The sequence below is a fragment of the Xanthomonas sp. 3075 genome (assembly GCF_014197275.1).
GTDB lineage: Bacteria > Pseudomonadota > Gammaproteobacteria > Xanthomonadales > Xanthomonadaceae > Xanthomonas > Xanthomonas campestris_B.
The window spans coordinates 81,435-103,275 of record NZ_JACIFI010000013.1 but is presented as its reverse complement, the minus strand read 5'-3'; the positions used below and the strand labels follow the sequence as shown (position 1 = coordinate 103,275).

General features: G+C 65.2%; 12 protein-coding genes. 2 read left to right on the top strand and 10 right to left on the bottom strand.

Going from position 1 to position 21,841, the window contains the following annotated elements:
- Positions 1–9: 9 nt before the first annotated feature.
- The 5 genes from ggt to rsmD all read right to left on the bottom strand — a co-directional run bounded on the left by ggt (position 10) and on the right by rsmD (position 3,974).
- Complete coding sequence (gene ggt, locus GGR62_RS13565; RefSeq protein WP_184408395.1) at positions 10–1,788, bottom strand: gamma-glutamyltransferase; 1,779 nt, start codon at positions 1,786–1,788, stop codon at positions 10–12.
- Positions 1,785–2,069, bottom strand: coding sequence for a YfhL family 4Fe-4S dicluster ferredoxin (locus GGR62_RS13560; RefSeq protein ID WP_011037531.1), 285 nt, complete (start codon positions 2,067–2,069; stop codon positions 1,785–1,787). The genes ggt and GGR62_RS13560 overlap by 4 nt, the downstream gene beginning before the upstream one ends.
- A 234-nt stretch (positions 2,070–2,303) precedes the next feature.
- A complete protein-coding gene (locus tag GGR62_RS13555; protein WP_184408394.1) occupies positions 2,304–2,801 on the bottom strand; it encodes a hypothetical protein in 498 nt (165 codons plus the stop codon).
- 46 nt (positions 2,802–2,847) lie between these two features.
- On the bottom strand, positions 2,848–3,354 hold the full coding sequence (gene coaD / locus GGR62_RS13550) for a pantetheine-phosphate adenylyltransferase (RefSeq protein WP_184408393.1): 507 nt from the start codon (positions 3,352–3,354) through the stop codon (positions 2,848–2,850).
- A complete protein-coding gene (rsmD, locus tag GGR62_RS13545) occupies positions 3,351–3,974 on the bottom strand; it encodes a 16S rRNA (guanine(966)-N(2))-methyltransferase RsmD (RefSeq protein ID WP_184408392.1) in 624 nt (207 codons plus the stop codon). Before rsmD ends, coaD begins: the two co-directional genes overlap by 4 nt.
- Positions 3,975–4,206: 232 nt before the next feature.
- Here rsmD and htpG point away from each other — a divergent pair, with 232 nt between their 5' ends.
- Together htpG and GGR62_RS13535 are read left to right on the top strand one after the other, a co-directional pair.
- Entirely contained in the window at positions 4,207–6,111 is a 1,905-nt protein-coding gene (htpG, locus tag GGR62_RS13540; protein WP_184408391.1) for a molecular chaperone HtpG, read from the top strand.
- Positions 6,112–6,299: 188 nt separating this feature from the next.
- Positions 6,300–7,055: a hypothetical protein gene (locus GGR62_RS13535; RefSeq protein WP_260305978.1), complete on the top strand. Its 756-nt coding sequence runs from the start codon at positions 6,300–6,302 to the stop codon at positions 7,053–7,055.
- Between the two features lie 162 nt (positions 7,056–7,217).
- On the opposite strand, the gene GGR62_RS13530 is transcribed toward GGR62_RS13535, so the two are convergent.
- The 5 genes from GGR62_RS13530 to GGR62_RS13510 all read right to left on the bottom strand — a co-directional run bounded on the left by GGR62_RS13530 (position 7,218) and on the right by GGR62_RS13510 (position 21,752).
- Positions 7,218–9,593 (bottom strand): glycoside hydrolase family 127 protein, encoded by a 2,376-nt coding sequence (locus GGR62_RS13530; protein WP_184408390.1) that lies wholly within the window; start codon positions 9,591–9,593, stop codon positions 7,218–7,220.
- Between the two features lie 157 nt (positions 9,594–9,750).
- Positions 9,751–12,645 (bottom strand): TonB-dependent receptor, encoded by a 2,895-nt coding sequence (locus tag GGR62_RS13525; RefSeq protein WP_184408389.1) that lies wholly within the window; start codon positions 12,643–12,645, stop codon positions 9,751–9,753.
- A gap of 701 nt (positions 12,646–13,346) precedes the next feature.
- Positions 13,347–15,611: a S9 family peptidase gene (locus GGR62_RS13520; RefSeq protein ID WP_184408459.1), complete on the bottom strand. Its 2,265-nt coding sequence runs from the start codon at positions 15,609–15,611 to the stop codon at positions 13,347–13,349.
- Positions 15,612–15,804: 193 nt separating this feature from the next.
- Positions 15,805–17,388, bottom strand: a complete 1,584-nt coding sequence (locus GGR62_RS13515; RefSeq protein ID WP_184408388.1) for a family 43 glycosylhydrolase — start codon at positions 17,386–17,388, stop codon at positions 15,805–15,807.
- Positions 17,385–21,752: an Ig-like domain-containing protein gene (locus GGR62_RS13510; protein WP_260306002.1), complete on the bottom strand. Its 4,368-nt coding sequence runs from the start codon at positions 21,750–21,752 to the stop codon at positions 17,385–17,387. The genes GGR62_RS13515 and GGR62_RS13510 overlap by 4 nt, the downstream gene beginning before the upstream one ends.
- Between the last annotated feature and the right edge of the window lie 89 nt (positions 21,753–21,841).

Sequence of the window (21,841 nt, the reverse complement as noted above, 5' to 3'; positions counted from 1 at the left end):
GGCCTTACCTCACTGCGCAGGCGTCGCCAGCTGCACCTGCGCCTTGCCCACCGGATTACGCGGATCGCTGCCGCCGCTGAGCACATTGCTGCGCTTGTCCCATTCCACCGTCTGGAAGTTGCCCCAGACGTGGCTGGACCCGCGCCCGCCGGCGGCAGTGTCGCCCGGCAGCTTGAGCGCATGGCCCATCGCTTCCAGCGCCTTGGCGGTTTGCGGCGAGAACGCATCGGTTTCGGCATCGATGACGTCCGGCAACCACTGGTGGTGATAACGCGGCAACACGGCGACCTGCTGGGCGCCAAGTCCATCGTCGTAGCCCAGGATGCCGAGCAGCACCATGGTGATGATGCGGCTGCCGCCGGGAGTGCCGAGCACGACGACCTTGTCGGCCGATTCCATGAAGGTCGGGGTCATCGAGCTGAGCATGCGCTTGCCCGGCTTGGGCGCATTGGCCGCATAGCCCATCACCCCGAACGCGTTCGGCGTGCCCGGCTTGAGCGCGAAGTCGTCCATCTCGTTGTTGAGCAGCACCCCGGTGCCCTTGGGAATCAGCCCTGAGCCATACAGCAGGTTGACCGTCTGGGTGGCGCCGACGCGGTTGCCTTCGCCATCGATGATGGAAAAATGCGTGGTCTCGTCGTCTTCCAGCGGGGTGGGATTGCCCGACAGCAGATCGCTCGGCGTGGCCTTGTCCGGATTGATCGTGGCGCGCAGGCCTTGTGCGTAATCCTTGCTGGTCAGCACGCGCTGCGGCACCTCGACGAAGTCGGGGTCGCCCAGGAAGAAGGTACGGTCGCGGTAGGCACGGCGCATCGCTTCCACCACCAGGTGGGTACGGTGCGCATCGTCCAGTTTGCGCAGGTCCCAGCCTTCCAGGATCTGCAGCATCGCCGCCAACGCAATACCGCCGGAAGACGGCGGCGGCGCGGTGGTGATCTTCCAGCCGCGGTAATCGAACTGGATCGGCGTGCGCTCCTTCACCCGATACCCGGACAGCTCTGACGCCTTCCACTGCCCGCCGGCCTGCTTCACGCCGGCCAGCAGCTTCTTGGCGGTCTCGCCCTTGTAAAAGCCGTCGAAACCCTTGTCGCCGAGCAGTTGCAGCGTATGCGCCAGCTCGGGCTGCTTGAAGATGTCGCCTTCTGCGATCGGCTTTCCGCCGCGCAGATAGACCTCGCGCGTGCCGGGATAGCGCTCCATCACCTCGCGCCGCGACGCATAGCCCTTGGCCATGCGCGCATACACCGGGAAGCCCTCGCTGGCGATACGGATCGATGGCGCCAGCGACTGCTGCAACGGCAGCCGGCCATGCTTCGCCGCCAGTTCCACCAGCGCTGCAGGCAGGCCGGGAATGCCGGCCGACCACGGGCCATTGACCGAGCGGTCGCGGTCCAGCTCACCCTTCTTGTCCAGGAACTGCGCTTCGGTCGCCGACGCAGGCGCGGTTTCGCGCGCATCCAGCATCACGTCCTTGCCGGTCTTGGCGTCGTGCAGCAGAAAGAACCCGCCGCCACCCAACCCCGAACTGATCGGCTCGACCACCGCCAATGTGGAAGACACCGCCACCGCCGCATCGAAGGCGTTGCCGCCTTCGCGCAGAATCTGCAGGCCGGCATCGGTGGCCAGCGCGTGGCCGCTGGCAATCGCCGCACCCGGCGGATGCGCGGCCACCGGAGAGGTGGCAGCCGCCGCAGGTGTTGCGCCATCGGCAGACCAGGCCTGCGGCGCCAGCACAAAGGCCAGCAGCAACAGCGCGCGCGAAGAGACACGTCGGGGGAATACGCTCACGGGGCGGGAGGCTCCTGTTCGTAGAGTTCGGGGTGATCGCGCTGCAACTGGATCAGCTTGGCGAGCAATTGATCATGGGTTTCCGGGATGGCCGGATCCGGGTCGATGCATTCGACCGGGCACACCACCACGCATTGCGCCTCGTCGAAATGGCCCACGCATTCGGTGCAACGCGCCGGGTCGATGACGTAGATGGTTTCGCCCATCGAGATGGCCTGATTCGGACATGCCGGCTCGCAGACATCGCAGTTGACGCAGAGCTCGTTGATTTTCAGCGACATATCGGCAACACCATGCGATGCGCCGCAGCGCGATTCAACCGCAGTCGCTGGAACGCAACGTACTGCTGCAGGCGGGCGCACATGGCGCCGATCAACCAAGGGGCAACGCCGTGGGCGCTGTCGGAGACCGGCCTGACACGACCGGCTCCGGTGGCACGCGAATTCAGCAGCATGCCGCTGGATCCGAATACTGCGGCCGGATGCGCCCTCCCGCGCGTCCGGCCTGGTACGACATTACTTGGCTTCAACGAAGGTGTATTCCACGCCCTTGGGCTGGACGATGGTCTGCACGCGGGCATTTTCGGCCGCATTGCCGATGAACAACACGCGCACGCCCTTCATCGAATCGGCCGGCACGTCCTTGAACGCAGCGTCGATCAGGTCGGCCATCTTGGTCGAGGCCGACGACCCGAAGGCCAGCATATTGCCCGGCTGCACGCCACGCGCGAGTGCGGTCTTGACGCTTTCCAGCTGACGCTCGTAGCTGCCAGCGAACTCGGCATCGGACTCCGGCGGCAAGTAGTACAGGAACGGGCTATTGGTGGTGGCGCCCAGGTTCTGGCCGACCACTTCCTGCAGGTATTTCTTCCAGCCGGCGTTGTCGTCCTTGGCCGGCGCCTTCAGTGCAGCAGGAGCGGCAGCAGCGGTCGGCGCCGGCTCTTCCTTCTTGCAGGCGGTGACCGCCAGAGCGGCGATCGAAGCGAGCGCCAGAGCGCGCATGGTGTGTTTCATGAAACTCCTCCCTTTGAAAAGCATGGTGATGGAACGACAGATGAGATCAGGCCTGCGCGCGGGACTCGCGCACCTGCCGCAAGGCCTCGACGACCGAAGCCGGAACGAAACCGGACACGTCCCCGCCCAGCCGCGCGATTTCGCGCACCAGCGAGGACGAGATGAAGCTGTACTGCTCGGCCGGGGTGAGAAACAGCGTTTCCACCTCCGGGATCAGATGGCGGTTCATGCTGGCCATCTGGAATTCGTATTCGAAGTCGGACACTGCGCGCAGGCCGCGCAGCAGCACACCGGCGCCCATGTCGCGCACGAAGTGGGCCAGCAACGTATCGAAGCCGCGCACTTCCACGTTGGTGTGGGCGGCCAATGCTTCCTGGGCCAGCTCCACGCGTCGTTCCAGCGGCAAGGCCGGCCCCTTGGACGGGCTGTAGGCCACGCCGACCACCACGCGTTCGAACAACGGCGCGGCGCGGTTCACCAGATCGATATGCCCGTTGGTGATCGGGTCGAAGGTACCGGGATAGACGGCGGTGCGGCTGTTGGCCACGCTCATACGGAAACTACCGGGGTCGGATCGCCGTTCAGTGTAGCAGCGGCCCGGCGGTACAGCGCATAGCGCACCTGCTGGGTGGCGCCCTCGCGGTGCAGGTGCCAGCCGGCCGGCACCTGCGGCTGCACCTCGGCAGGGGCTTCCAGATACAGCCAGGCATCGGCCGCCATATGCGCAGGCAGGCGTTCCAGCACACTGGGCCACAGGCCGGCAGCGAACGGCGGATCGACGAACACGATGTCGGCCCGGGTCGCAGGCGCACGCTCCAGCCAGCGCAGCGCGTCTTCCTGCAGCACCTGCACCTGGCTGGCCGCATCCAGTTTGGCCACATGCGCGCGCAACCGTTGCGCCAGGCCTGGGTCGCGTTCGATCAAGGTGGCATGGGCGGCGCCGCGCGAGACCGACTCCAGGCCCAGCGCGCCGGACCCGGCGAACAGGTCCAGCACGCGCGCACCGGGCAGGCGCGGCATCAGCCAGTTGAACACCGTCTCGCGGACGCGGTCGCTGCTCGGGCGCAGGCCTGGCAGATCGGGCACCGCCAGCTTGGTATTGCGCCAGCGCCCGCCGACGATGCGCACCTGCCCCTCCGTGCGCCCCGGCGCCTGCCCTGCCGGGCGGCTCATCGCAGCGCTCCTGATGGATCGGAAACAGCGCATGACAGTGGCAGGACGCGTGGCGGCATGGAGCAACACGGAAAGTGGGGCCGCCATGATAGCGCCGCCGGGCCTTGCCGCCATTGCCACCGCCATTGCCACCCGTGCCGAACGCACACCCCGCCTTGAAAAATCGCCATGCGACCTCATCCCCAGGCCATCGGCCGCGTTGCGGCCTGGTCCACCACGGAGCGCGAACCCAATGACCGTTGATACCGACAAGCAGACGCTTGGCTTTCAGACCGAGGTCAAGCAGCTGTTGCAGCTGATGATCCATTCGTTGTACTCGAACAAGGAAATCTTCCTGCGCGAGCTGGTTTCCAACGCTGCCGACGCCGCCGACAAGCTGCGTTTCGAAGCCTTGGTCAAGCCCGAGCTGCTGGAAGGCGGCAGCGAACTGCGCATCCGCGTCGACTTCGACAAGGACGCGCGCACCGTCACCATCGACGACAACGGCATCGGCATGAGCCGTGAGGATGCGGTCTCGCATCTGGGCACGATCGCCAAGTCCGGCACGGCCGACTTCCTCAAGCATCTGAGCGGCGACCAGAAGAAGGACGCCAGCCTCATCGGACAGTTCGGCGTGGGGTTCTACAGCGCCTTCATCGTCGCCGACCAGGTCGATGTGTACTCGCGTCGCGCCGGCCTGCCCGCCAACGAAGGCGTGCATTGGTCCTCGCGCGGCGAAGGCGAGTTCGAAGTCGCCAGCGTCGACAAGCCCGAGCGCGGCACCCGCATCGTGCTGCACCTGAAGGACGGCGAAGACAGCTTTGCCGATGGCTGGACGCTGCGCGGCATCCTCAAGAAGTATTCGGACCACATCGGCCTGCCGATCGAGATGCGCAAGGAGCACCACGGCGAAGAAGCCGATGCGCCGGCCGAGCCGGAGTGGGAAGCGGTCAATCGCGCCAGCGCGCTGTGGACGCGGCCCAAGTCCGAGATCAAGGACGAGGAATATCAGGAGTTCTACAAGCACGTCGCGCACGATGCGGGCAACCCGCTGGCGTGGAGCCATAACAAGGTCGAAGGCAAGCTGGATTACACCTCGCTGCTGTTCGTGCCCGGCCGCGCGCCGTTCGACCTGTATCACCGCGATTCGGCCAAGGGCCTGAAACTGTACGTGCAACGTGTGTTCGTGCTGGATCAAGCCGAGCAATTCCTGCCGCTGTACCTGCGTTTCATCAAGGGCGTGGTGGATTCGTCCGACCTGTCGCTCAATGTCTCGCGCGAGATCCTGCAATCCGGCCCGGTCGTCGATTCGATGAAGTCCGCACTGACCAAGCGTGCGCTGGATATGCTGGAGAAACTGGCCAAGGACAAGCCCGAAGAGTATGTGACGTTCTGGCGCAACTTCGGCCAGGCCTTGAAGGAAGGCCCGGCCGAGGACTATGCAAACCGCGAAAAGATCGCCGGCCTGCTGCGCTTCTCGTCCACCCACGACACCACCGGCGCGCAGAGCGTGGGCCTGGCCGATTATGTGGGCCGCTTGGCCGAGGGCCAGGACAAGCTGTACTACCTGACCGGCGAAAGCTACGCGCAGATCAAGGACAGCCCGCACCTGGAAGTCTTCCGCAAGAAAGGCATCGAAGTGCTGCTGCTCACCGATCGCATCGACGAATGGCTGATGAGCTATCTCACCGAGTTCGACGGCAAATCGTTCGTGGACGTGGCGCGCGGCGACCTGGACCTGGGCAAGCTGGATTCGGAAGAAGACAAGAAAGCGCAGGAAGAAGTCGCCAAATCCAAGGAAGGCCTGGCCTCGCGCATCAAGGCCGCCCTCGGCGACGACGTGGCCGAAGTCCGCGTCTCGCACCGCCTGACCGACTCCCCGGCGATCCTTGCCATCGGCCAGGGCGACCTGGGCCTGCAGATGCGTCAGCTGCTGGAAGCCAGCGGCCAGGCCGTGCCTGAGACCAAGCCAGTGTTCGAGTTCAACCCGGCCCACCCGCTGATCGAAAAGCTGGATGCGGAACAGGATATGGACCGCTTCGGCGATTTGAGCCGGGTGTTGTTCGACCAGGCTGCGCTGGCGGCGGGCGATAGCCTCAAGGACCCGGCTGGGTATGTAAAACGGTTGAATAAATTGTTGTTGGAGTTGTCGGCGTAAGATTTACGACACATTGGCGATACACCAAGACCGGCGCATGCGCCGGTCTTTTTTTATGTCTATGCTGGCTTATGGAAGAAGCTTCATCGTCGCAGATCACTTAACCGCTTTGAAAGTCATCACCAGAGCATTGAGCGCGCACCAGTCGGCACTGTAAGTGCAGCAGGCATGCCACCTGCACTCGCGGCATGGCCAGCACACAAAACAATCGAATTGACCTGACTCCGGCGATGCAACAAGGCAGAACTGCAATGATGAACCATCGCTTCCTACTTGTCGTGCTCGCCGCTTCGGTCGCCGCATTCCCGGCATGGAGTTCGGATATCGGCGATCCGGCGACTTGGCAATCATCGCGTTCCGTCGAACTCAATCAGACGCGCGACTTGCCGAAGTTGACCGAAGCATTGATCGCCATGATCGATCCCGATGGCGAAACTGTTCCACCAACCGTCGGCGAAGCGCAATTCATCGATCTTGATGACGATGGCACGTTGGAGCTTGTCGCGCTGGTCGACTATTCGGGACGACTATTTTTCAGCACGATTATTGTCATCACGACCAGCGATGCAACGCCGGTCGTGGTGACATACCGCAGCAACGGCGCCAACATGGATCGCCTGGGCGAGCGCGTCATTACAGAACCTGGAAACACCAAGAAATTGATCGTCGCAGACCGCTTCATCGGGGGATACAAAGGGTCAATTGCAAGCGCCAAAGAACAGCGACTTCTGGAACTCAGATCGGCCACACTGGAAGATGTCAGCACGCACTATCCCAGCTACTACCTAACCAAGCGTCTACCCGCGCTGGAAAAACAGGCCGGCGCGTCTACTCCGATCGATAATGCACATAACGTCGGGCTTGGCCCGATGACTGTCGACAAGAACAAGCGCGTGCTCAGACAGGAGATAGAACGGGCTCGGGAACAGTCGCTAGGCAAGTAACACTTTGGTTCCATCCATGTCTGAATTTGTCGCAATCCAATGGAATATCCCCAGCTGCTGCGGCGCAGATGCACCGACTGGCTCGTCCACACACCGCATCGCGCGTCGGGCTGCCGATGGAGGACGACTCGCTCTCCTGGTGAGCTTAGGTCGGCGCATTATTCAAGCCGACTCCAACACCCAACACCCGAACGCCGGGCCGGCTGAATAGCCGGTCTCAGGTTCGATGCGAATTTGCAGGGTTGCGCGGCCCGCCACCGCTGCAGGCAAGGCGTAATCCACATCGACGAAGTCCAGGCCACGATCACCGTCCAGGCGTTCGTTGGCGATGAGTTCGCCGTCGGCGAGGATGCGGAAGCGGCGGCGGGTTTCGTCGCCCCAGTAACGCAGGCGCAGGATGCGGGCCTGGGCGGTATTGCGCAGGGTGAAGGCGATGAAACCGCCGGTGCGGGCGTCGCGGCCGGCGCGGCGGCGGTAGCTGAGTGCGTAGGAGCTGTCGCTGGTGAGGCCATGAGCCTTTTCGGACGCTTCATCGCCCAGGGCGACGTGGTCCAGTGCGCGCGTGTCGAGCGCGTGTTGTTTCGCTTCTGCTGCAGCCTGCTCGGCTTGATGCTGCTGCCATGCAGCGGCATCGCGATGCTCCAGGTAGGGCGCGCTGCGGCGATCGAACTGCGCGTAGAACGGAGAGAAGCGCCACTGCTGGTCGCCTTCGCTGTAGTCGAACGCGGCAACGCCTGCCACCGGCCGCAGGCGCTGCAAGACCTCGTCGCCGCCGATCAACGCCGGGGTTTTGCCCGACCAGGGTTTTGCCGCATCGCCCAGGTCGGCCGCCAGCACCAGCGGCCCGCGCAGCACCGAGACCCAGGCCGGGTCGTCCGGTGTGGCTTCCAGGCGCAGCGGCATCTCGAACGACAGATTGAGCGTGTCGCCAGCGCGCCAGGCGCGCGTGACGCGCAGGTAGCCATCGCTGACTGCCGCATCGACCGGCTGGCCATTGAGCTGCAGCACCGGCGACTGCGCCCAGCCGGGCACGCGCAGTGCGAGCGTGCGTTGCTCTGCCGGCGCGGCATCGATGCGGAGCGATGCGCTGCCCTGCTCCGGCATCGCACTGTGCAGGGTCATGTCCAGCCCGGCGGCGTCACGCACGCTGGAGGGCACATACAGGTTGACGTAAACGCCCTGCCCGTCTTCCCAATAGATCGAGTCGCCGAACTGCGCGTGCGCCTCCATGCCGCTGCCGACGCAACACCAGAAATCATCGAACGGCGATGACCAGCCGCGCGCTTCGCCGGCCAGCAGCGGTGTCATGTAGGTGAACATGCCGGTGCGCGGATGCTGCTGGGCCATCACGTGGTTGAGCAGCGTGCGTTCGTAGTAATCGAAATGCGCGGCTTGTGGGCCCCATTGATACAGGTGCCGGGTGAGCTTGAGCATGTTGTAGCTGGCGCAATGCTCGCAGGTCTGCTCGGTGAGAAACTTCGAGATGCTGTCCGGCTGCTGGAAGTATTCGCGGTCGCCGTTGCCACCGATCACGTAGGTGTGGTGGTCGGTGACCGTGTGCCAGAAGAAGCGCGCTGCCGCGCCGGACGCGGCATCGCCGGTGACCTCGTACTCGCGGGCAAGGCCGATCAGTTTGGGGATGTTGGTATTGGAGTGCTGGTGGACCAGTTCATCGCGCTGGGCGACCAGCGGGTCGAGCACGGCGTGATGATGCAGCCGCTGCGCCAGTGCCAACCACTGCGCATCGCCGGTTTGCACATGCAATTCGACGAACGATTCGTTGAGGCCACCGAATTCGCAGGACAACACCTTTTGCAGCTGCGCATCGTCCAACGCTGCGAAGATGCCTTGTAGGTAACCGGCCAGCCCCACCGCCACCTGCAGTGCCTGCGCATTGCCGCAGTGCGCATGCACATCGAGCAGGCCGGCGAACAGCTTGTGCCAGGTGTACAGCGGCGCCCAGCTGCCGTTGAGATAGAACGGCGCCGGGTCGATCTTGCCTTTCTTCAGTTCATCGAAAACGGCGCGGCCGCTTTCGATCTTGCCTGCGGCGTTCTTGCGGGTGAAGCCGGCCACGTAGCCATCGCCTGCATGCGCCTGGCAACGCGCCAGTTCGCTCACCAGATACGCCGCACGCGATGCGCATTGCGCATCGCCGGTCTGCGCATGCATCAGCGCCAACGCGCTGAGATAGTGGCCGAGCGTATGGCCTGCGATGGTGTCCGCTTCCCAACCGCCATAGGCAGGCGCCTTGGGGTCGAGACCGGCGTACAGCACGAAGTTGTGCAATAGCCGGTCCGGCTGCAACCGCATCAGATACCGTCGATTGGTGTTGAGCGCATCCAGAAACAGCGACGGCGTCAAGCGGACCTGGGCAAGCGGCACCGCGCGCATGCGGCCCGGCTGGGCGGCATCGGCATCGACGGGAAAGCGCAGGAAGCCCGCAGCCACTGCCAGGCTGCTCCAGGCCAGAAAACGCCGCCGCGACAGGGTCAGCGCGTGGTCGATGGTGCGCTCGGTATTGGATGGCTCGGTCATGAGGTCAGCTTAGCTCCTGCCGCTGCTTGCAGACTGCGCGCGCCGTTACAGCCCGGGCCGACAAGGGTGATGTAGAGCCCCTGCGTCACATGGTCTGCCACTGCGCGATCGGATCGGGCAGCGGGGCGATCAGACAGCGGCGTCGACAGGGCCGCACTCAAAACTTCACCGTGGCACGCGCCCAATAAAACCGACCAAGCAGATCGTAGGTCGCCACATCGGTGTTCGCATTGCCCACGTTGTTGGAGTAATACAAGGGTGGCTGCTTGTTGGCGATATTGTCCACGCCCACTTCAAAGCGCGTATGCCACGGCTGCACCTCGTAGCCCAGTTGCAGGTTGTTGTACACATACGCGCCGATGTTGCGCACCACACCGGGCGTTCCGGAATCGGCCGACAGGCTCTGGCTCAGATCCGCATTGCCGATGGCGGTATGGCCCACATAACGGATGCGCCAGGTGGCGCTCCAGTCGCCCAAGCCCCAGTTGAGCGTACCCAGCGCACGCCAGCGCGGGAAGTTGCCGTAGGCCTGGGTGTAACGGCCGACATTGTGGATGGTGACCGAGCTGGGATCGGTGGTGTCGGGCAGCACGTCGTAGCGGGTGAGATAGGTCCCGTTGAGTCCGGCGGTGAACTTGCCCCAGACGGTCTCCGGCAGGCGATAGGTCAGATTGAAGTCCATGCCCTTGGCCCACAGCTTGCCCAGGTTGACGGTGGGTTCTGCAATGTAATTGATGGTGCCGTTGCCGTTGCGATGGATCAGCGGGCAGAACGCGCTGGCCGCATTGGCGAAGCACTGATTGAGCACCGTCTGCGCCGACACCGTGGTGATGGTGTCTTCCAGATCGATGCGCCACCAGTCCGCGCTCAGCGAGAGGCCATCGATCCATTGCGGATCGTAGACAAATCCCACGTCGTACGACCTGCCGGTTTCCGGCTTGAGCTGATAGCCTGCGACCGCAGCGCCGGACACCTTGCCGGCGACCTGGCCATCGGATTGCTGATAGCTACCATCGGTCGGTACATTGGCGCACGCCACCGTATTGCCGCCGGTATAGCCATTGCATGGGTCGTTGACGGTGGCCGAATCGCCGGCCACGCCGGCATACAACTCGTTGATGTTGGGCGCGCGGAACACCTGCGACACGGTGCCGCGCACCAGCAGGTTCTCGATCGGGCGATACTCCAGCGACACCTTGCTATTGGTCTTGCTGCCCACTGAGCTGTAATCGGAAAAACGCGTCCCCAGGGTGATAGTGAGCGCGTTGATGCCGGGCAGATCCTTGAGCAACGGGAACAAGGCTTCGGCATAGGCTTCCTTGACGTCGAAGCTGCCGCTCAGGGTGGACGAACAGTATTCGATCACCCCGCACAGGCCGTTCTCGTCGCCGGTCCACAGCGCGTCCGATGCCGTCGTCGAGCGCTCCTTGCGATACGAAAGCCCGGCCGCCAGGCTCGCCGCGCCGGCCGGTAGTTCGAACAACGTGCCGTTGGCGTTGGCTTCGAATTGTTTGACCGTGTACACGCTGGTCACGATCGGGTTGACCACCATGCTCTGCAACGTGGCCAGGTTGGTGCTGTCGTTGAGGTTGAAGAAGTTCAGCGGTGTGCAACCTGCAATCGCCGCGCCTGCGCTACCGCACTTGACCACGCCATCGCTGTCCAGAAACGACGGCCCGATGGCTTGATTGAACGCGGCGTAGTCCAGAAAGCCGTTATTGATCGACTTCTGTTTGACCTTGCCGTAGTTGAAGTTGGCATCCCACTGCCAGGAACTGTCGCCGAAGCGGCCACGCAGGCCCGGGCTGATCTGGAAGTTGTAGGTGTTGTATTGATAACTGCGGTTGCCCAGGACCGTGGCGCGCGTATTGAGATCGTTGTACGAGGTGCCGGTGGTGCGGTCGGTACCGAAGTTGACCCCGAACGGGTTGTAGTAACTCTGCGACGACACCAGGATGTTGTCGCCATTGGAGAAGATCGGAATCGGCGCGATGATCGAGGCCGACTCGGTTTTACTGAACCAGGTGTTGACGTAACCCTCGACGCTGTCGCTGAAGCGAAATGTGCCCAGCAGGAAGGCGTTGGTGCGCTTTTGCGGTGTCTGCAGCAAATTGAACGGCTGGTAGTTGTAGGAATCGGCGGTGGGGTCGTAGCAGTGGAAGTCGCCTGGGCCGGCGCGGCCGCTGACGCCACCGTTGAGCGTCACGCGCGCGCAGCCGTTGGCCTGCCGAAGCTGCGTGGACTGATCCGAGCCATCGTTGAAATTGACCGTGCCGGTGGGCGTGGCAGAAGACCCCTGCTTCACCGGCACACCGTCGGTGAGTGCCAGCGCATCTTTGGAGTAGTCGCGTGCACCCGCCGGGACCGGGTCGATGTTGTGGTACGACAGCCCGCCGATCAGGCTGCCGCGCTCCCAGGTCTTGCCGGCGGTGAGGGCGAAATTGCGACGATTGCCATCGCCTTCGCTGCTGGTCCCGAAGTCGCTGCTGAACTGCACGCCATCGAAGCGCGTGCGCAGGATGAAGTTGACCACGCCGCCGATGGCATCGGAGCCGTATACCGCCGAGGCGCCATCGCTGAGCACCTCGATACGCTCGATCATGCTGGACGGAATGGCGTTGACGTCGTTGTAGGCAAGCCGAATGCCATTGACCAGCACCAAGGTGCGTTTGTCGCCCAGGCCGCGCAACGACACCGCTGATGCGCCGGTGCCGCCGCCGTTGTTGGTGTACGGGTTGGTGGCGTTGCCGGCGATCGATGGCAGCTCCTGCAGCAGGTCGCCCACCGTGGCCTTGCCGGTGGCGGCGATCTGTTCCTGGCTGACGGTGACCACCGGATTGGCGGTTTCGGTATCCACACGGCGCAGGCGCGAGCCGGTGACCACCACGCTGTCGAGCGTCTGCGTTGCATCGCCGGTGCCGGCTTGCTGCGCCAGCGCAGGAACCGCTGTGCCGGCGGCGAGCGCCACCACCAGCGCGGTGGCAAGCGCGCTGCGCAGCGGGCGCGGCCCCGCGACGGTGCGGCGATGGAGGGGCAGCGACAACATCGACATGCAGGGCTCCTGATTCAAAAAAGGGTAACCGACGGGCAACACACGCCCGTACCGGCATGCACCAGTGCGGGAAACATCGAAGGCGGACACAGGCCACGGCGAGATGCTTCGCCGTGGCGACAACGCAGACGCAGACACCCAGCGACGCGCGCGATCGGCATCGATCGCGTAACCACGCGTCGTCAGATGGAGATTGGTTCGGTCATGGAGTCGCCCATGCGCTCCAGTTTGATCATCTGATCACAATGTGCCTGTGCGCACGCGCCCCGTCTTGTCGCATTTGTCGACAGTGCATGCGGAAAACAGCATGGTTGCCATGCGTACTGCGCTGGGTTGACGCATTCCTGCAGCAAAACGGTATGCCGACGCCGCCTGCCCTCACGCTACAAACGACGATCAGAATGGCTGCGACTGCCAAACAGGCACAGCTGGTGCGCGTTGCGGCATGGCGCGCATACATGGCGGTTTCGCAGTGCCGTCCGCACACACCCGGCGAGTGCTCTCAACGTCGTGGTGGTCGCCATCAGTCCCGGCGGCAGATCCAGACGCTGGACGTGCCGTCGGGCGCGCTCAACGCTGGAATATCAGCGCCTTGTCTGCACACCATCGCATCGGGCGCAATCGCTATCGATGACCGCCGTTGAAATGAATTGGCGCTCGCTGCATGCAGCCGCCACATCCACCGCGGACTGCGCGCGCAATCACGCTGGCGGCGGCGTGACCGGTGTGGTGGACGATGTGCGATTCCACGCCGGGGTTGCTGTCTGGTGCATCCAGCGCACGAAGAAATCCAGCAGGCGCCAGCGGCCATAGTCGCCACCGGCACCATGGTCGCCGCCCGGCACCACCAGCAGGTCGAAATCCTTGCCGGCCTTGATCAGGCGATCGGCCACCTGGAAGGTGCTGGCGGGATCCACATTCCTGTCCATGTCGCCGGTGACCAGCAGCAGATGCCCTTGCAGGCGCGCGGCGTTTTCCACGTTGGACGATGCTGCATACCATGGCCCCACCGGCCAGCCCATCCATTGTTCGTTCCACCAGATCTTGTCCATGCGGTTGTCGTGACAACCGGAATTGGCCACGCCTGCCATATAGAACTCCGGATGGAACAACAACGCGCCCAAGGCGTTCTGGCCGCCGGCCGAGGTGCCGTAGATGCCGACGCCGCCGCTGATGTCGTACCACGGGTACTGCGCGGCCACGGCTTTGTGCCAGGCGATGCGATCCGGCAGACCGGCATCCTTGAGGTTGCGCCAGGCCACGTCGTGGAAGGCGCGCGCACGATTATTGGTGCCCATGCCATCGATCTGCGCCACTGCAAAGCCCAGCGCGGTCAGCGAGGGAGTGTCCGTGCTGAAGCTCTTCGGCACGAACGAACCTTGCGGGCCGGCATAGATGTCTTCGACCACGCGGTAGCGCTGCTGCGGATCCAGCTGCTGCGGGCGATGGATCACGCCCCAGATCTCGGTCTTGCCATCGCGCCCGGTGGTATGGAACGGCAACGGCGCCTGCCAGCCGGCGGCCTGCAGGCGGCTCAGATCGGTCCGCTCGATGGTGCGTGCCACGCTGCCGTCGGCGCTGCGCCGCAGCTCCAGCACCGGGCCCAGATCCACGCGCGAGTACAGATCCAGCAACCACGTTCCATCCGGCGAGTACTGCACGGCATGGTCGGCCTGCTGCGGAGTCAGCGCGGTGAGGCCACTGCCATCCAGGCCGATGCGATAGGCGTGGAGGTAATAGGGATCTTCGCCGGGTTGCATGCTGGAGGCGCTGAAGTACAGCTGGCCCGCCGCCTCGTCGATGCGATCGAGCTTGCGCACCACCCAATCGCCTTGGGTGAGCTGACGGATCACCGCGCCGGTGCGGCCGTCGTAGAGATATAGATGCTCCCAGCCATCGCGCTCGGAAGCCCAGACGATCTGCGCGCCATCGGCCAGATCGCGGCGCGCATGCTTGCCGCCGTCTTCGTGCTTGCCGCTGAGCTCGGAGTATTCGATGAAGGTGGGCGAGGTTTCTTCGATCAGGGTGCGCGCAGCGGCGCTGCGTGCATCCACCTCGATGACGCGATACAGCTGATGCCCGCGTGCGTTGTACTCGAAGGTGAAACCGCGGCTGTCCTTCCACCACACCATCTCGCTCAAGGTGAAGGCATTGGGCAGCAACGTCATCGCCACCGGATGCGCGGCGCGCGTGGCGATGTCGAACAGCACCGGCTGCATCACCGGCAACACATCGCCCGGCTTGGGATAGATCTGCTGGTGCAGTCTGGGCTGCACGCGGTCGGCGGGGGCCGATTCGATGTAATAGACGATGCGCGGTGGCGGCGCCTTGACCCGATATGCGGCCAGATGCTGCGAATCCGGCGACCACACCAGGCTGTCCAGCGCGTAGTAGTCATCCGCCTTGCCGTCACGACTGAGCACGCTGCGCTCACTGCCGCTGACAGGTGCGATCACCACATTGGCCTGCTCCACCCAGGCGCGCCAGCGCCCATCCGGCGACAGCTTGGCGTTGCGCTCGCCCTGGACGAGCGGAAGCCGCATGTCCATCGACTCCGGCTGCGCATCGCGCTCGTGCAGATGCGCGCAGGAATAACGCGACAACGTGCACTGCCAGCCGACGTGGGCGAGCTGGAACGTCAGCCGATCCTGCTGCAGGGTCGGCGCCTGCAGTGCCAGCGCTGCCGCATCCACCTTCAGTGCGCCGGCCTGGGTCAATGCCGCCGCCAGGCGTGCATGGTCGAAAGCCACGGTATTGCGGCCGCTGGCGGCATCCACCATGCGGTATTCGATGGCCGGCGGCTGACCGGCGCGGGCAACTCCGCGTCGATACAGGAAGTGCCCGGCATCGACCCAGGTCGGCGCGCTGGGTGCATGCTCGACCAGGGATGCATAGTGCTGCGACAGGCCGAGCGCACGCGTGTAATCCGCTGCGGTTGGCGCCGCTGCGGATGCGGGTGTCGGCATCGCTGTCGATGTCGCTGCAGCGGTGGGCGTGGCTGCAGCTGCGAGCGTGGATGCTGCCGCCGGCAGGACGGATGCGGCCGCCACCGCCAACTGCAACGGCCACACGGCGGCCACCCGCAACAGCGCGCGGCAATGGAGGGACAGACCGGGAATCGTGCGCACTGCAAGCCTCATGGTGGTTGGGTCATTCCGCTCACGGCCCATCGCAGCGGCTGCTGTCGGCGTCGCTGGCGGCCGGTAGACGTTGCGGCTGCGGCGCCAGCACTTCCCACTCCTGCACGGCCAGCGCGGCGTAACTGTCGGGTTTGCCGGAGGCATCCATCAGCAGGCGCACGCAGCGCGTGGTGACTGCTGCAAACGACACCGCCTCGAAGCGATCGGTATGGGTGCGGTAGCGATCGCGCGTCTGCACCGGATGCCATTGCCCGCCCTGGCGGTATTCCAGGTGCCAGCGCGCCGGCGGCGCCACACCGACCTGCGCACCGGCCGGATGGTCGGCCCAGAACATCACGCGCGTCCTGTCCAGCGTGACCGGCTGCGACCAGCTGTACTGGAGCCAGTGCCGAGGCGGATTGTCGGGCATCCAGCTACCCCACAGTTGCGGTGGCAGCGGATTGCTGTTGACCACGCCATCGTTGAGCGCGGCCATCCAGTACTGCAGCGGAATCTGCGGCCCGTTGGAGGCGGTGGCCACGGCAGACGGGGCCTGGTTGCGCTGCGGCGGCAGCGGTGGTTGCGGGCGCCTGGTCGGGGTGACAGTTAGGATGCTGGCCGGCTGGGTACTGTCGTCCCATAGCAGCGGATCGATCGCCACGCTGCGACGGAAATGCCCGCCACCGCGCGCATCGGCGGTGTGATAGACCAGATACCACTGCCCCTTGAAGGCGACGATGCCCGGATGCGAGGTGGTCGAGGACACCGGCGGCAGCACGATGCCGCGATAGGTCCACGGCCCCAGCGGCGTCGGCGCGCTCGCATAGGCGATGCACGCGTGATACAGCGTAGGCGTACACGCCGACTCGCGGCCGGCAGTGTTGGCCGCATAGGCCAGGTAGTAGGTGCCGTTGCGCTTGAACAGCCACGGCGCTTCGAAAAAACCGGCCAGCGTGTCGACCGCCACCGGCGTGCCCTTGAAGGTCACCATGTCGCGCTCCAGCTCCACCCCGAACAGCGCACCGAAGGTGCCCCAGTACAGATACACGCGGCCATCGTCGTCGACCAGCACGGTGGGGTCGATGTTCTGGATGGTGTTGCGGTTGGGCACCGACTGCGACACCACCGGCCCTTGCGGATGGGCATCGGTCCACGGGCCGAGCGGGCTGTCGGCCACCGCCACGCCGATCGCGAATGGATCGGGCGTGGATGCGTTGCGCTGCTGCACCGGCGCATACAGGTAATAGCGGCCATCCGGCCCCTGCACGATCTGCGCGGCATAGGCGTAGCGATCGTCGTCCCAGGCGAACACCTGCCGCGCGCGCAGCAGATCGCGGTAATGCGTCCACTGCCCGCTGGCCGGGTCGCTGCTGACGAACATCTGCCAGCCTGGCATGACGAAGGCGTTGCGACCCGGCGGCGCGGTGTCACGCCCGGCCAGGATGTACAGCGTGCCGTCGGCCACCAGCGGCGCCGGATCGGCCGAATAGCGGCTGCCATCGGCCAGGATCGGGTTGCCCGGTGCATGCAGCGGTACGCCCTGCGGCGGCACCGCACGGGCGGCAACCGCGGCCATCGACAACGTACCGGCCAGTGCCAAGATTCGCGCCAGTCCACCGATCATGGGGTCGACCCCTGCCGCTGGGTTGGCGTGCTGGCCGCCGTGATCTGCACGCTGAGGGGAACCGACACCGCCCCGGTGGGCGCACGCCCCTGCGCGGTGCCGGTCAGGCCGATCTGCCCGGGTTGCGCGTAACGCGCCGGCGCCAGCGTTGGCCACTGCACCGGCAGGCGCTCGCGCGAGCCGTCGTTGTATTGCACGCTCACAAAACCCGGCAGCGTGGGCGCCTGCCCGGCCACTGCGCTCACCTCGGGCAAGGCCTGCACGGTGTTGATCTGCCCCGGCGGCGTGGCGCGTACCCAGACCGTGGCCTTGACCGGAACCACGCCCTCCACCAGCCCCTGCACCTCCACCGCACCCTCGCTGCCCAGCCGCTGCAGCGACAGATCCGGCCACTGCACCGCCACCGGCAATACGCTGCCATCGGCGAAGAAGGCATCGACCTGCTGCGGAAACACCGGCAACTGGCCGGGCGCGGTACGCAGATCGATCGCCTCCACACGCGTGGGCAACTCCGAGTGCACCTGCCATTCGTCCACGCCGATGGGCATGCGCCCGTCGGCCCCGGGCTGGGTGCTGAGCACCGCGCGCACGGCGGTGGTGACCACCGGCGCAAAGCGGGCCGTGCTGGCGGCGCCCATCGCAGCGGTGGCAATCGGGTAGCCACCAGTGGCGACGATGTCCTGCCAGCGGCCCTCCTGCAGTGCCTGCAACGTCCAGCTGGCAGGCGCGGCCACTCCGCCACGGGGCTGGTCGTTCCAGAAATACAGCGTGCTGGATGACAACCGCACCGGCCGCGGCCACTGGTATTGCAGCCAGAGCGTGGCCGGTTGCTCGCTCCCGTAACTGCCCCAGCGCCGGCTGCCCTTCGGCCGGCTGCCCGCCGCAGGAACGAAGCCATCGTTGAGCGCCTGCACGCGGTACTGCGCGCCGGTGAGTTGCGCGCTGACCGTGGCCAGTGCGTGCAACGGCACGCTCTGCAGCGCTGGCGCGGCGGGCGCAAGCAGCTGCACATCGGCGTGGCCCTCCAGCGCACCGTCGTTGGCCGCCAACCGCACGGTGTAGGCACCCGGCCGCGTGAAGCGCACGGCGGTCTGCGTTGCCGCAGGATCGGCAAACACGGCATCGCCACCTTCCGGGCCTTTCAGCAGTTGCCAGCGCACCTGCAATGCGCCGTTGGGCAAGCCGTCGTCGCCTACCCGGCCATTCACCCTTACCGCGCCGTCGGCACCGGCACCGGCATCGTCCAGCTGCCACGCCTGCACTTGCGGCGGCGCGTTGCCGGCAACTGCAGGCGCAGCCATCCCGCTGTCGAAGACCTGCAGTTCCTTGATGCCGGTGCGTGCGCTACCGGCGTGGGTCACCACCACGCGCAGCGCCTGCGCACGCAGCGCCGGAAAGCGCACCCGGTTGCGGTTGCCCACGGCAATCGCCGCATCGCGTACCTGCCCGGGAACGGTCTTCCAGTTGCCGGAACCGTCGCGGTACTGCACGGCATAGATCCACGGCGCGGCATAGCCGGGATAGGTGCCGGACGCAAAACCATGCTGCTGGCCGCCAGGCGACGAGCTGCGATAGAAATACAGCACCAGCTGATCCACCTGCCGGGGCTGGCCCAGGTCCAGCGCGATCCAGTCGCTGGCAGACGGCGAGCCGGCGGTGCCCCAGAACGGGGTATTCGCGGTGCTGCCGTCCACCGCCGCAGTGGCGGCAAACCCTGGCGCGGCAAAACTGGCGGTGACCTGCGCAGCGTCTGCCAGGTTGCGGTTGGCATTGGCCGGCAGCGTCACATCCACGCCGGCCTTGCTCAGCAGTTGCGCGATGCGCGCATCCGCGGCGATCGGCACCTGCGCCATCGACGCCAGCTGCGCCGGGCGCGACTCCAGTACCTGCGCCGGGCCGTTGCCATTGACCGCATCCGGCGCCGCGCTCACCTTCCCGCTGGCCGGGTCGTAGATCACATGCGCAAGCCGGTCCACGCGAAACGCCAGCCTGCCGTCCAGATACACGCGATAGCCCTGCGCGGCCTTGCCCGCGTAATGGCGCCCATCGCGGTCCCAGACAATGCTCAGATTGCGATCGCGGTAGCGCAGGTTGTCGGCGGCAAAATGGTCCCAGCCGATATCGATGGGATACAGCTCGATCTTGTCGTCGTTGCGCGGGCGCAGGCCCATCGCATCCTCGATCATCGTGAAATTCGTCGCCCCCAGCTGGGTATGGTGAATCCACGAGCGGTACGCGATCTTGCCGCCATCCGCGGCACTGCCCTTGGCCCAGAATTCGTTTTGATCCGGGTAACGGTTATCGCCATCGATGTAAGGCGCCCATGCGTTCCAATACAACAGCTTGCGGTAGCTCTGCGCGCTCAAAAACGGGCTGGGGTAATCGCGCAGCGCCTCGCCGAACAGGCGGAAGGCAACCGTCGCGTTGATGGTGGAAAAATTGTTGCTGCCCGAATCGGCATCACTGCCGCGCGCCTGCAGATCGACCTGGTTGGCGGTGTAGAACGGAAACAGCGGGTACTGCGCTGCATCGGCGAACAAGCGCAAGGCACGCACATACTTGGGGTCGTCATCGGCCTCGCCCTGCTTGGGCATCAGGCCCACGCTGAAGGGGTAGTAGTTGTTGGTTTCCTTCCAGTCCACCGGCAGGCGCGGCCCCTTGGCCTGGCGATGCTTGAGCAGCTCGCCGTGCAGGCCTACCGAATCGGCACTGTCGCGATGGTCCTGCCACAACACGTCCAGCACTGCCTGGCGGATGCGTCGTGCGGTGGCCTGCATGCGCTGCGCGGTTGCGCTGTCGCCCGCCAGTTGCGCTGCCTGCGCCGCCGCCTGCGCGTTGGCGTAGACATAGGCGCTTTCAGTGCGATCCATGCGGATTTCGCCGTGCTTGGCCGCCCAGTCGAACGACACCGCATCGGCGTCGTTGCCGGTCATCGCTGCCCAGTCGTATTCGATCAAGCCGTTGTGATTGAGATCGTAGGCAGCCAGCACGCCGTCCACATCGCCGCTGCCGTAGCGGGCCAGTTTTGCGGCCAGTGCCGGCGGGCCGCCATGCAACTGCATCGAGCGCCATGCGGCGGCGGTTATGTATTGCGCGTAGGAGTTGGACCAGTTTTCCGGCGAGCCGGGATTGTCGGTGTACTTGCTACCGCCCGCAGTCTCGCCTGCGCTGAGCCAACTGCCGTAGGCGTAGCTCGGGTCGCGCAGGTATTTCAGATCGTCCAGGAACATGCCGGTGGTCAGCACGATGGCGTTGTTGTAGCCCAGCACGCCCTCGATGGCGACCGGAAACTGATAATCGTTGCCCGGCACGTTGGCGTCGAGAAAATTGAAGCGCAGCACCCACCAGCGATAGAACAGGCTCTTGGTGATGTTCTCGTCCGGCGTGTCCAGATACGGCACGTTGTCCACCCACCAGCGGTTGTAGCGGGCAACGTGCTCCTGGTAGGCCTGTTGCGGCGACTGCGCGGCGATGCGGGTGTATTCGGCCTGCGCCTGCGGCAGTTCGTGCGTGAGCAGGCCCAGTTGCAGTTTCAGCGCTGGCGTCTCGCCGCTGGCAGGCACCACCACCTCGCGCACCAGCTGTTTGCCGTCCACCCGAAAGCCATCGCCCGACAGTCGCGGAAACACCGTGGTGATCGCGTTATACGCATCGAACGCGCCGATCAGCGTGTTGCCATCGGCATGCTGGGCCAGCGGCGAAAGCGCCTGCACCGACAGCGTATGCGCCGTGCCGTCCAGGCTCGACAGCACGACGTTGGCCACCGCCACATTCTGCTCGGTGATGTACTTGACCAGCCGCATCCGCACGCCCGCGTCTGCATCCTCGAACACGGTGCTGAAATAGCTGGGCGTCTGACGGCGCTGCTGCGCGCGCTCGGTCCACTGCACCGCTCGCTCGCCCTGCGTGGAAAAAATGCGCAGCAGCGCGTCGTAGTCGGTGGCATGCCAGTACGCCACCTGGCCGACGAAGCCGGGAATCTCGGGTTGATGGGTGGCCAGAAAGGCCGCGCGGCCACGCGTGAACAACCAGTTGTTCTCGTCATCGAAACCGCCACCGGTGCCTTCGCGCACCAGCATGCGATCGACCCAGAAATCGTTGCCCGCAGCCTGCCCTGCCCCGCGCGCACGATCGGCAGCGTAGATCCGCGCCAATTGCCCATCGGGTGCGAAGGCTACGCCGCTGTCGGGCACCGGATGCGCCAGCCCGTGAAACCGCGGATAGCCGATATCCGCATTGGCGAGCGCCACGGGCGCGTGTGGCGCCGGCGTGGCGACCGCCACCGGCATCCCCACCACCGCGCCGGCCCAGAGCAACCCGGCCACACCGGCACGCATGCCCCGCCCCTGGCGACACAGCGACATCAACAAACGGGAGCTGCGCATGCAATGGCTTTAAAGAAGGTGCTGTGCATCGGCTTGCCCTGCAATTGGAACAGCTGCGCAACACCCGA